The organism is Dyadobacter sp. OTU695 (assembly GCF_038440355.1).
Classification (GTDB): domain Bacteria; phylum Bacteroidota; class Bacteroidia; order Cytophagales; family Spirosomataceae; genus Dyadobacter.
On the sequence record NZ_JASATN010000042.1, the window covers coordinates 1 to 12,886 of the forward strand.

The following is a 12,886-nucleotide window of genomic DNA, read 5'->3' on the forward strand; positions in this document are numbered from 1 at the left end:
CTGGATGCTTAGAAAAGGAAGATTCCTCTCCAAAGTACGCCACTTATTCCTGCTGAAAGTACGCCACTGAGCAGAGGGTTTAACCGTCCATTACCATATGTTTAGGAGTCACCTAACCCTATATGGAATGGCAAATAGACCTCTGAGCATGCATAAATTACGTCAGATACTTATTTTCCTTGAACGAGGCGTATCTATTCGCAGCATTGAAAAGCAAGTAAAAATATCCAGGAAGACGATCGGGTTGTATCAGCAGAAGCTGCTACGCACCGGCCTGAGCTTGCAGGAGCTTCTACTGGTGAAAGACCAAGACTTGGAGCGCCTGGTCACCCTCGAAAAGGTAAGCCCTCCAGAGGATGCTGATCCCAGAAAAGCTCATTTTTACAGTCAGATCGACTACTTTACCTATGAGTTAAAGCATCGTACAGGTGTTACACGGTTGGTCCTCTGGGAAGAATATATCAAGGAGAACCCCGACGGCCTGCAATACTCCAGGTTCTGTAAGCTTTTACAGGATCAGCTCAAAATTGCCCAGGCAACCATGCATTTTGAGCATCATCCAGCCAAGATGATGCAAGTGGATTTTGCTGGCGACCTGCTCTACTATGTCGATCCTTCAAGCGGTGAGCTGATCGCATGCCCTGTCTTTGTTGCGGTGCTTCCTTTTAGCGGCTACGGTTATGTGGAAGCGTTGCCAAATATGAAACTGGCACAAGTCGTAAAAGCGCTCAACAATGCGTTAGCTTACTTTGGAGGCGTCCCGCTCGGGGTTAAATCCGACAACATGAAACAGTGGGTATCGCGAAGTTCGCGTTATGAGCCTGCGTTTACCGATATGCTCGAACAGTGGGCCAATCATAACCATATCGCCTTGTATGCCGCCCGGCCGCACAAACCCAAAGACAAAGCAGCGGTTGAAAACTTCGTAAAAATCACTTACCGGCGCGTTTACGCCCAATTGCGCAATGACACCTTCCATAGTCTGGCTGCGCTAAATGCCGCCATTAAAGAGAAGCTGGCACTGCATCACCAGATGAACTTCCAGAAAAAGGCATTCAGTCGCCTGGAACTGTTCACAGACCAGGAAGCCCCGCATCTTCAACCCTTGCCGGAATCACCCTACCGGGTGCGGCACTACACCAAAGCCAAAGTCCAAAAGAACTATCATGTGGTCATCGGTGAAGACTGGCACTTTTACAGCGTCCCGTTCCGCTATATCGGCAAGGAGGTCAGGATTGCCTATTGCGAAGACACCGTGGAGATCTATCATGATAACCAGCGGATTGCCCTGCACAGAAGGAATTACCGGAGTCATGGATACACCACCCTGAAAGAGCACATGCCGCAAGCCCATCGGGTGGTGTCCAAACAACAAGGCTGGGACCCGGAATACTATCTGAGAAAAGCCAGTGAAAACGGCCCGTGCACCTATGAGCTCTTCAAAAAAGTCATGGACAGCAAACTGATCATCGATCAATCATATACGTCTTGCCTGGGCCTTCTCAGATTGATCAAGTCCTATGGGGCCATCCGGGTGGAAAATGCCTGTAAGCGTGCCTTGACAGGTTACAAGTTCAGTTACACCGCTGTGAAAAACATCCTGGACCATAACATGGACCGGCTTGAAGACATCGACAGCAAAGAATACCGCATTCCCGATCACCCTAATGTGCGGGGCGCATCCGCTTACCAAGAATAATTGTTTTACCATAACCTGTTCAAAATGAATACTGAAAACACCCTGGACCTTTTAAGGTCACTTAAACTGTCTGGAATGGCCAGACGCTATGAGTCCGTTCTCTCACTTCCCGTGCACGAACTGGTCGATGTCCATTCCCTGGTTGCGATGATCACCCAGGCCGAAGTCGAATATCGGCAGCATGCAAAGACCTCCAAGTATCTTAAAGCCAGCAAACTCCGGTATCACGCCCTGCCGGAGGATATCCTGTGCACCCCCGAAAGAGGAATTACAAGGGAACAAGTGCTTAGGTTGTCCGACGGAATGTTCATCGAAAAGGGGGAGAATATCTTGATAACAGGTGCTACCGGCTGTGGTAAAAGCTTTTTAGCCTGCGCCTTAGGCCGGAGCGCTTGTCTGTTGGGAATACGCACCCAATACTTTGGCATGAACAAGTTCCTGGACGCCTTGGCACAGGCCCGGCTCGACGGCACATACCTGAAATGGATCAGGGCTGTGTCGGCTAACAAGCTGCTGATCCTGGATGACTTCGGCTTAAAGCAACTGACCAATGACGCCAGAATCGCATTGCTGGACATACTTGAAGACCGCTATGGGAACGGCTCGACCATTATCACTTCACAGCTACCCGTCGACAGTTGGTACAACTTCATTGACGAACCTACGCTGGCTGACGCCATTATGGACCGGCTCTCCGCATCCGCTCACCGAATTGCTTTAACTGGAAAATCGCTGAGAAAAAGAAAAAATCACTAAGTTTAATCATCACTCTCGCTCAGTGATCTCAAGCCACTTTCAGGTGGCGTACTTTGCCCAGGAATTTTTGGCGACCATTGCTCAGGAACGCTGGCGTACTTTCGCAGGAATATCTACTTAGGGAAAGTGCGAAAACTATAATCGCTGCGCAGACGAAGATTATTATTTGGTGGATATTTTTTGCTGCTTGTAAACTTTCATTCATATTATAAAGGCGGTTTCTGCAAATTTAAACATTTGACCACCAGTATCAAATGCGTTACAATTGAGATATCGGAGCAAGGCTCCAACCGTCTAACCCAAGGAGCGCAACGTGAGTAAGTACATTGATAAGTTCAAGTACCCGTCCAACGGCTGCCTTGTGACAGCCACCACACCATTCCTCCTGTGCCTGATGTTCGGACCGCTATGTTTCCTGGATAAAGGGGAATTTAAACACTTCCAGTTGTCCGCGAATCTGGCGATCACGACCGCCAAAATGTTTTATATTTCATGGCTCCTTTACCCGTTCGCGGTGTAAGAGATCAACCACGAGCAATAGCTGAATAGCGGATGGGCGTCTATAAAGCCTTAACCATAATCATCCAAAGCAGAAAGCGGTAGGAATGACCAAGGGAAGAAAGACAGGAGTAGACAGTTCGTTACTACCTTCACCGGCACAGACGCATTAATCCGTGCGACAATATAACCCACTCTTTCACATTGGTATCTCTTGGAAAAATCAAGTTTGCAAGATCTGCCTCGTTAAGAACAAATTTCTTAGAGAGGTAGAAAAGGCGTTTCCGGAGCGCGATCGCCTACTTTCATGAGTTGCGGTCGTGCCTACATGGTCAGCGTAATGAGTATTTTACTAGTGAGCAGCAGTCGGTGTGCGCTAACATCGGGGAAATAACCCGCTCCGCACGTTCGACGTACTGGCGAAGAATTTTCCAAAAATTGGGTTTTCGATAAGTGATTCAGTCATTTGCGAAACATAGATTCTTTCGCAAAATTTCGATATCTATTACTGGAATTCCGGCGAAACAGGGCTCCGGAATATCCATGCTGATGGCTCATTCGCTGTGGTAAGGCATACTAAGAGCTGTAAACCCATTCCATGCTCGTTCGTTCGTCGTTCCACTTGGCAAGCCTGCGCTTTTTTCTGTATTGTGTTGACTGCGGCAGCCATGCCATGCTTGTTTGGCCCTGTCGTTCACCATTGCCTGATCTCGGAGCTTGCGTGCTTCGATATTCGAACAGCATGAAGTCAATAACTTAGCACGAAAAGGCTTAGTTGTATTGGAAAAGCGGCTCCCTTACAATCGTGAAACCACGGACGAAGTGAATCACGGACCAACTGGCATCGTTACAATTTCCCCATTTGGCAAAGATTTAGTTAGGGCCTGCTCAACTGCTCAAGATAAACCCTACTAATTTAATGCCGATCTTCATGTCAAAATACGCCTTTAGGCCAAATCAACGATACGCTGTATATAAAATTTTAAATGGCCGCCAAAAGACACGACAACTTCAAACGCTTTCGAACGAATTCAAACACTTTCAAACAGATTCGAATTTTTTAGAACGGGAACGACCAGTTTCGACCATGAGCGGTGGTTTCCTCCACAGCCAGCTATCGCCGGTACGTCGCAAAAATGCGACTCCCCGGCGGGCTGGCCATGGGAAAACCCCTGGACCCCTGCTATTCGCCTTCCGGCTCATAGTATAAAAGTACGCAACTGAGATGCCTTTTTTGAAAGTCCTGATCACCTCGTCCTTCATCCAGGTTGCGTACGGTCTCCAACACGATCGCCCTGCGCTTACAGCCACTGTTACGTTGCAAGATGTAAAGGGCTAATTAGTTAAGCACGGATATCAATGCATACAAATTGGTTGGACTAATCTAAAAGGCCGTCGGTTTTCAAACGTCGTGACAGCTTAAATTTGACATTGCTAAATCGACTTGAACCTAACCTCTCACAAAAATCAACTATCACTTCCGAACTATCGCCCCAAAAGCGAAAGACATGGGCGAGCTGTATCAGCTTTTCTTCGATTAGCGGTACTTCGCATCCCTCCGGATAATCTTGCGATTCGTAGCGTTTCAGGAGTTCCAGTCCCTGAGGTAGATACATCTTCATTTCATCAGAGGCTTTTTGGTCATAGAACCAATTGACTAAATGGAAGACGCAAGATTCAAGTCCGATAGGACTTTTCATCGAAATGCGGGTCATCACCTGGCGAATTTTATACTCGTTTTCCACCACTCGGTGATAATCCATAATTTCCCGAGAAAGTCGTAGAATGACCCAGTTGATATTTACCAGATCGTTTGACAACAATGCATCTATGTCGCTGACACCATCCATACTTTTTAGAAGCAATTCATTGACGAGTGACTGAATATCTCCTAAGTCCGGCTCGCCTTCGAGCACGGTGGCCTCATCCTCCAAAAACCATAACATCTCCATCAAGTTTGATCGAAAATCCACGAGCCCACCGATGGAATGCGTAGCCATAAAACGATTTATTCGGCCAAGTTCCTCCTTTAATTTTAGATATATTTCGCTAACCTGATTGCCAGTTAGACCGCTCCATGCATTTTGGCCTCTTAGCACCCTCAACTTGATAAACGGGGCTGGGCCGTAAACCCCTGGGCGGGTATCTGACAATCCAGTTCTGAACATTGCAGGATTGTTAGTTAACGAGTCCATCAGCCTTCCCCTTAGTTGAACATCTGATTTGTCCAGCAGAGATAAAATCACTTCGATGAGCACTGGCTCGATAGAAGTGAAGTCCATGCTTTCCAGCAATGATACAAGCTGAACCTTGTCCTTTTTGTTCAGGAAAATAGAAATGTTGCCAAGTACGATCAGATAATTGAAGTTAGATTCTGCAAGAGTGATAAGATTAGCTATGAGGTCATTATTGATACTTTCCCTGATGGAGTGCGCAGATTCCTTGTAATATGGATTGAGCTGAAGATAGTAGGTGCAACTGACAATTGCTGAAATGGCTTCTTTCCCTGTAAGAGAAAGACAATCTGCCAATATGAGCTTGCCTGTTTCTAGGTTTTGATCGACTGGCAAAGATTTTGCAATAAAATGCATCTCTGGAGTCCGTGTGTCGTTCAAAGGCGCTACTAATGCTACGGCTTTTTTCCACACAACAGTCAATAGCTCATCCCAAAGTCTATTGTCTACGGCAACAATAAACTCACCAAGAAAGAAAAGGGAGTTAACCTTAATCCTGGCTGGTGTGTCTTCTGACGAATATGCCCTTATTAAACTCTGCAAAATGCGTTTATGATAGAAATCTACCTTTTGCTCGTAGGCATACTCTTGTCCTAGTCGTTTCAAATAAGGAATATCCTCATATTGAATTGCAAAGAAAAGGACAGGAACGGGGTAAAAAGCCAAGCTTGCGACAACGGCCGGGAACATTTCCTGAAATCCATAGAAGTTTGACCGTCCGGTGGACAGAGGATAGCCAGACTCGATTAGTAATCCAAAAATTTGCAGTGATGAACGCTCTTTGGAAACACTGGTCAGGTGCAGACCATCGCCGGAAATAAATTTATTATTCCCTCTGGTTTCAATACGTGCCTTGCCGGGATGTATATCATGCAATAGTGTCTTGATCATTGCCGAGATAGGTCTAAGGCCATCGAACTCCATTTGGTTGTACATTTCTCGTAAGCGTTGCTCACGGCCAAAGCCTGCCAAGAAAATTTGAAGTTCGATTCCTAACAAATTCTCTTGAACAAGGCTAACATCTGCATCCTGTAACTGTTTCTTTGCAGGTTCAATATCGAGATTAATCTGCAGCCCTGCTTTAACGATGGCCGCATAGTCCTTGGCATCCCAGCCCTCTAGACAGGCCCCCGCTTCTGTAAACTTAAATTCAAACAGGTTCCCCAAAATCAACATTTGCTGTTTAACATCCGATGAGAGATTGTCCGATCGATCGACCAAGTGTTTTAATGTACCAAAGTCCTCCGCCCACAATGCATTAAACACTTGCAACCATTGGAGGTCCTGGCTGGAGGTCTCATAGTCGTTCAGGCGCTCTTCAATTTTCGAGGCAAGCATCGGTTGTTCGCTAACCAAAGATCTGAAGGGGATATGTATATCTTTAAGACATGCTATGGCTGTGTCCAGCAAGTCATCAAGTCGATCTGGATGCAGTGCAAGAATTTCGTCGAAGCTTTGCAGGTATAGGTGTTTTGTATACGTAGAGGCCGATTGTATCGATGTAACCCTATTATATCTCCTGTTCGTCGCAACAATCGCCTTATTTTTGTCGAGAGAAGAAAGATCAATTTTGGTGTTTTTGTCAAAATAGAAGGGTAGACTCCTGAATGACTTATCGTACTCGTCTCGGAAGAGTTTCTCGGCGGCGAGTTGGGAAGGGTTATATGGAGCGTTTTCACCGAGATAACCTAAAAAGGCGGCAAGAATGTTACGATAACTTTTGGGCAATAATTTTTTGCCACAATGCGTTGACAGCAACTCAAGCATTTGTGGGCTAGAAAGTGGAATGTGTACGATTTGATGATTGTGATAGAATTGTTGTTTATAGTGGGGTGTATCCCCGTCCCCCGCAACATCTATCAGAAATATTTTACCCACTTTGTCGGCATTGGGGCCCCTTTGAATGACGTCTCGTACCCAGGAAACCCAAGCGAGGAAATTTGGGTCATCGCCAGAAAAACCTATCAGCATAAAATAGTCTTGCAGTAGCGAAATTCGCATCAACTGAGTAAATGCTTCATGCTTTCCTGGGTAACTTTCATAATCTTCGTTCGAAATGACATACCGCTTATGTATATCACGGTCAAATGAAAAGTACTCTCTATCTGATTCAATAGACCCGTGCAGCTTAACAATATTGCGATGTTTTTTTAAAGATAGCTGTGACGAATCCGACACCAAAGCATAACAATCCTCGAGAGAGCGCCGATATTGTGAACGAGTACTCGACAAATCCTCGATATCTGTGATTATCCGTTTCAATTCTCTTTGTAAGTCATCGCGTTCCTTACGTTTTTCATTTGGATCCTGGTCCTCAATCTTCAATGCGATTGAACTGTTTAACAGCGATGGTTCTAGAACTTCATCCTCTTCTATAGATACTTCATCATTTAAGTTATCGAGTTTAATCTTCAATTCTTCATATCTGGCTAACAACCTGGATATCTCAACATCTAACTCCTCTATTTTCTCGGCAATTTTTTTACTCGATTTCTTGTCCACACAAAATTCCAGGAGATTATCGTAGTTCGTTGTATAGATATTATTCCAAGGAAAATTAACTAGTTTCCTGTGAAGGGAAAGCGAATCGGGCGCTAGCTCTATTAATTCCCTATTTCTTCCACAAACATATTGGAGATACTCACGGTCATCCTTTGTGACTGCAATAGGAGTATTTTCTTCAATAAAGGAATCGATTGACTCTCGAACACCCTTATGTCGAATAAATTCAGAGACCACCTTCAAGTATCCAGTGCTCGTAATATAATTATCGACCTCGGCTGTGAAAAACTCCGAGAATTGACTGTCGCCCGCGGTTATCGAATAGTCCATTTTTAATCCCCGAAACCGGGCTAAAATGTTGTCAGTCTGGAATATAGGTACTAATTTTCTAAGTAATTCATTCCAGGAAAGGAAGTAATCGTCACTTACGTTCTTGCTGAAGCCGGCACCTACCAAGACTGACATAGTCCTACTTCTTAAACGTTCACGCAGAACTGGAAGATGATTTGATGGTTCGTCAGTGCTCATTGATATTAATATTAGATGCCAATAGTGTTAGATCGCCGGTTAAGGTAAATCTTGTTGATGATAATAATGCTGTGTAAGATTCCGCGCTTCTGTATAATTAATATGCTGCCAGTCAAAAAAAGCTGTATATCTGTTCTGTATAGCTATAATAGGCTATTCGCAAACATGCTTTACGAATTTTAGCTTTATGTCTCGTACTGCCGAATTCGCTAGGTTCGGATGCAAGGATTATAGATCTCCAATAAATAACATACGAACCGATGGCTTGCATTCAGGAAAGAAAGCGAGATAGCTAATCTATCTGTTGAGATTCGCTTCCTCTTTCTTTAGCAAAATATGAATCGACCTCCGCCTTCGATGCGTAGAAATTAAAAAGAAAACCCACAAATACGAAAAATAAGACTATTTGAGTCACTGCTAGGAATTGTGCAAGTACGGTCTGTGGGAAGATGTCTCCGTATCCGACAGTAGCTGTTGTTACAAAGCTATAATACACGGCCTCAAAATTGTGGTGCAACGGCCTGTTGAAGAAACAGTGGTCATAATAATTGCAATTTGCATATATAACAGAGAAATCTAGTGCAACTTCAATGTAATTGCAAAATATATTAATTATTGAGCGCCTATATGTTATCGGTCTTGCATTTAAATCTGAACAAAAAATAAGGTAGTTTAGATAAATAACCGTGTCAATTAGTAAGTATCCAACAAGATAAGGAGCCCACGCACGAATGAAGCCACTCGTAGACAATAAGAAGATAGGTATTAATATTTTGGCAATTACCAAAATATCAACGCCGATTTTTCTCCCCAGGAGGCCGAACCGTCCGGAAATGTGTTTCACATATAATCCTATGGAAATAAACTGAAAAATCGTCAAAAATAACCTATACAACCTTTCAATACCAAAATCGTTGTATGTTTCATTTCTCCAAAGTCTTGCTAAGTTTCTTATTTGATTTTGAATGGCCGGCTTAATATCCTTCTTGGGCCTGTCATTTCCCAGTAATAGAATTTTTATTTTATCTTTGAGCATTTTGTAAAGTAACTTTAAACAAAATTCATGTAAAAACAAATTACCGAAGAAAAATCGAATGTAAAAGATGATTGCGACAAAGCCCCATCTTGGCATCGATCAACCGTCCTTCCGCAGTGATTACGGAAATTCACTTAAACGGAAGACGCGAAATGTAGATCTCTGGATTAAGACCATGAGTTTCAAGTTGATAGTGAAAAGCGGAAGCCCACTCCTCTGGTTTTTGAACTTTTGGCCCAAAAGTGATTTTTGTAATGCATTTAGTTAATGGAAATGTTTTTATGTACACTTTAGGTGGTGAGAAATTTAGATCTATTTCCTTCTTGAATAACCCGCCTCTTATTATTATTCGTATCTCTTGTTCATGTTTATAATCATCAGTCTTAATTAAGTATTTAATTTGCGCGAGAAGAGAATCCAAATGATACAGTTTTTGCGGGTCCTTTCTGAACTTTTGCGAATAGTCTGTAACGAGGGATTTTAGTGTGTTTAATTTGGCGGTTAATTCGCTGTTTTGATCTTCCGTCAGTCCCGGTACTATAAACGAAGAGCTACTTGCAGAATAGTAGGATACCCTATAAAACACAAAGTCTTGATCGAAATTGGACCAGTATGAGGAAAATGTTCTTTTTGAATAATCAGCTCCTTCATCATATGCCAAATCGTTAAAAGATTCTAATAACTTGTCGGAGTCGATAGTAATCGAGCATCCCTGAGCTTCTTCCATTCCTTCTTTACCATACATCCTCCAAAGAGTCAAGTCATTAGTGCCGCTTTCTTGAACAAAGCTCCCTATGAACCATTTAGGGATAAATTTTTTGTCGATGACGCGTTCGAACAATCCATCGGTTTCAACCGGTATATTAAGGAATCGAGAGAGTTCTGTACCTTCCGAAGTGTCATTTAGAAACGTACCTTCCGATAGTCTAAGCGGACTTTCTTCCACAATTAGACTTTTAGCTACCGACAAGCTCGTAAAGTGAGAAATGGTTAGTCCCTCGGTTGCTAGCAAGGTTCGTACCTTGTGTACCATCTTGGCGATGTCGAATAGAAGGCTATTTTGTAGGTATTTCTCGTATTCATCGTGATATATTTCTACAAGCACGCCAAAATATGAGTTAGGATCAAAATTGACTGCCCAGGCTTTTGAAAAGTCGGAGTAGGCTAATCGTAGATGATCGCTTATTTCCGATTGCTCATCATCCATTGCTAATTTGCTGTATACTACGGCACGGTTGTAATGGTGTCCGTAATTTTCCCTATCGTATTCAATTGCCTTAGTAAAGGCTGATATCGCGCCATGTAGATCTTCGACCGCTCGAAGAGAATTTCCAAGATAGGAGTAGCCAGTGGCCAGATTAGACTCGACTATTTTCGATCCGTCGCGTATGAAATCCCTATAAAATACGTCAACAGCTTTTTGGAAAAAGGAAATTGCTTTTGTCTGATCCTTCTTTATTTGATAACATTTACCCAAATGGAGGAAGGCAGTAGCGTTTTCGGAGTTGGATGCGATAACAAGCTCAAAGTATCTTATTGCGAGTTCTATCTTTTTCCCTCGTTGATATACGATAGCTAAGTTTAACATTAAATCCTCAGTTCTCTGATGAATTCGTATTGCTTCAAGTAATATTGAAATAGCCTCATCAAGATTATTGATACCTTGATATGCTTCACTTAATAGTATAAATAAGTTCTTGGATTTACTATAGAAGAGCCCATTACGAAGAGTGGAAATAGCTTCTTCGTACTGATGTACCTTCAGATAGGCATGCCCCAATGGTTCATAGGCTGCATCATAGTCAGGTGCAATGTCGATAGCGATTCTGAGTGAACGAATAGCAAGATCGAATTCGCCGTTATTAAAGTTTTGTATGCCGTGTCTATAATGTGATGTAAGATACCTTGAACTAGTTTGAGTGAGCTTTTTGTTTTTAAATCGACGCTCGTCCTGCTCGAACAATCGGCAAAAGGATCGAGCAGCAGGGTGTTTGGGATTTTTTGATAGTGCCTTTTGGGCCACTTCATCGCATTCGAAGAATCTACCGGCTTCGTTTAGTGCTTTCGCAAATTCCACAAGTACACTTGCACTCCCATTTTGTGGAAGGCCTTCGGTATCATAAAGCCGCGTTACTTGTATGTAATTGCCTTTTGTGTTAAGATCTCTAAGCGTCCTGAGAAGCTCATTCGATGTCATTGTTAAGTACGGTCAGAGGGTGATAATTTGCGTCAAAATAGAAGTTTTCGCTCTCATATACAATATACGATTGATCGAAGCCGAACGAGTTCCGAGTGAGACAGCCTCGCAGAGCCAGATCCAAATGTAGCACAGCGGCGGGGCCGCGTGATACATTTGTACATCTGGCCTACCACGGAAAGACAGGTGGTTGCGCCTGATCTTCACCATGTCTGAACCAGCTGGATTCCGTGCCCGACAAACATGTTTCAGCCTTAAATGGTCACCAAAGATCTGAATTCGGGAAGTAAAGGGAAATATAGTCCTAATTAAGTCTTTAAGCCCGATTGGAGCAAAAGGGCTCTTTTTGATGCTTTTCCTGCTGCTTTTTGCTCAATTAGGATTCTTTTACCTCATAAGCGACCTTCTTGTGATAGATTGGTTAGACTGAGACCAAAATGAAGGGCCAGATCTTCACCTCGAACTCTAAGATTCATCCCCATAGGAGTCAATAAATTTTTTCTTACAAGCCCCTCTCACAATTATGGAGGGGTTGTAAGAAAAAATTTAAAGTCTGCTGAAATTGTTTTGAGTAACGATGGCCATAGGGTGCAAACAAGAAGTGCGCTATCTAGCTAATCGCGAATTGGCAGCGTGTAGCTACTTGCCACGTTTTGCCCACTACATTTGGCGGGTATCCAGCGAGGCATTTTCCCAAAAGCATTACGGACCTTTCGAGCGAATTGAGAACTAACCGAGCCATTGGCTTTAATGTGGCGAACAACAGCTTTACCAGTGGATGTAATTGTAAAAGCAATCGTTATTAAGCCAAGCTTTTCAAACTCTTCTGCTGTGATATCAAGCTCTTTATTGATATAGATGTAGAACTGGGAAATGCCGCCAGGAAAAGATGTATTAACTTCTGGCGCTGAGTACACTATTTCCTTGACCTGGGAATCATATTTACCTTTGCATAATACGTCTTGACAAATGCCGGTGCCAGGTGAAAGTGAATGGCAATAGAAGACACAAATTATAAGCCGAAGCATTTCGATTTCACATTTTGCTTTGGATTCATCAGTAAAAAAACGCAAGACTGAAATCATTTTGAATCGCCAAGCAATCGCCTGAGTAGCTCGACTTTTTCTTGTTCGGAAGCAAGTAAACGTTCATAAAGCTTTTTGTTTTCATCCAAAGCCTCGACCCACTTTTCAATAGGATTAAAGTTGATGGTGCAGTTGTTGTTTATCGACCCTGCATTATCATTCAAGGTACTGGCAATAATGTTTATTGCCGCTTCTTCGCTGAAGTTTTTGATTGCGTCTGCCGGAACCCTGAGTATTTGGGCAACCTGGTCTAAGATTTCTTGTTCAACGACTTCCTTCTGTTCAAGTAACGAAACGCGCTTTTGTGACCAGTCATCGCCAAGCTGAAACGCCAATCCCTCCTGCTTAATA

Annotated in this window: 8 protein-coding genes; 3 read left to right on the top strand and 5 right to left on the bottom strand. The window is 43.2% G+C overall.

Annotated elements, in window-relative coordinates:
* Positions 1 to 127: 127 nt before the first annotated feature.
* The 3 genes from istA (at position 128) to AAHB90_RS32040 (ending at position 2,975) form a co-directional block, all read left to right on the top strand.
* Entirely contained in the window at positions 128 to 1,699 is a 1,572-nt protein-coding gene (gene istA, locus AAHB90_RS32030) for an IS21 family transposase (RefSeq protein ID WP_342089413.1), read from the top strand.
* Positions 1,700 to 1,723: 24 nt separating this feature from the next.
* A complete protein-coding gene (istB, locus tag AAHB90_RS32035; protein WP_106599845.1) occupies positions 1,724 to 2,455 on the top strand; it encodes an IS21-like element helper ATPase IstB in 732 nt (243 codons plus the stop codon).
* 313 nt (positions 2,456 to 2,768) lie between these two features.
* Positions 2,769 to 2,975, top strand: coding sequence for a hypothetical protein (locus AAHB90_RS32040; RefSeq protein ID WP_342089414.1), 207 nt, complete (start codon positions 2,769 to 2,771; stop codon positions 2,973 to 2,975).
* 1,357 nt (positions 2,976 to 4,332) lie between these two features.
* Here AAHB90_RS32040 and AAHB90_RS32045 read toward each other — a convergent pair.
* The 5 genes from AAHB90_RS32045 to AAHB90_RS32065 all read right to left on the bottom strand — a co-directional run.
* Complete coding sequence (locus AAHB90_RS32045) at positions 4,333 to 8,217, bottom strand: SIR2 family protein (RefSeq protein WP_342089415.1); 3,885 nt, start codon at positions 8,215 to 8,217, stop codon at positions 4,333 to 4,335.
* Positions 8,218 to 8,509: 292 nt separating this feature from the next.
* The gene (locus tag AAHB90_RS32050; RefSeq protein WP_342089416.1) at positions 8,510 to 9,253 is read right to left on the bottom strand and encodes a potassium channel family protein; all 744 of its coding nucleotides are present in this window, start codon (positions 9,251 to 9,253) and stop codon (positions 8,510 to 8,512) included.
* Positions 9,254 to 9,383: 130 nt separating this feature from the next.
* Entirely contained in the window at positions 9,384 to 11,450 is a 2,067-nt protein-coding gene (locus AAHB90_RS32055) for a tetratricopeptide repeat protein (RefSeq protein ID WP_342089417.1), read from the bottom strand.
* A gap of 614 nt (positions 11,451 to 12,064) precedes the next feature.
* Positions 12,065 to 12,523, bottom strand: coding sequence for a hypothetical protein (locus AAHB90_RS32060; RefSeq protein WP_342089418.1), 459 nt, complete (start codon positions 12,521 to 12,523; stop codon positions 12,065 to 12,067).
* A gap of 8 nt (positions 12,524 to 12,531) precedes the next feature.
* Positions 12,532 to 12,886: XRE family transcriptional regulator (locus AAHB90_RS32065; protein ID WP_342089419.1), on the bottom strand; the 355-nt coding region annotated here is incomplete at its 5' end.

What these genes read in the sequence shown, in the direction of transcription:
- AAHB90_RS32050 (WP_342089416.1), bottom strand. Translation starts at nt 9,253, where the DNA reads ATGCTCAAAGATAAAATAAAAATTCTATTACTGGGAAATGACAGGCCC.
- istA (WP_342089413.1), top strand. Translation starts at nt 128, where the DNA reads ATGGCAAATAGACCTCTGAGCATGCATAAATTACGTCAGATACTTATT.
- AAHB90_RS32055 (WP_342089417.1), bottom strand. Translation starts at nt 11,450, where the DNA reads ATGACATCGAATGAGCTTCTCAGGACGCTTAGAGATCTTAACACAAAA.
- istB (WP_106599845.1), top strand. Translation starts at nt 1,724, where the DNA reads ATGAATACTGAAAACACCCTGGACCTTTTAAGGTCACTTAAACTGTCT.
- AAHB90_RS32045 (WP_342089415.1), bottom strand. Translation starts at nt 8,217, where the DNA reads ATGAGCACTGACGAACCATCAAATCATCTTCCAGTTCTGCGTGAACGT.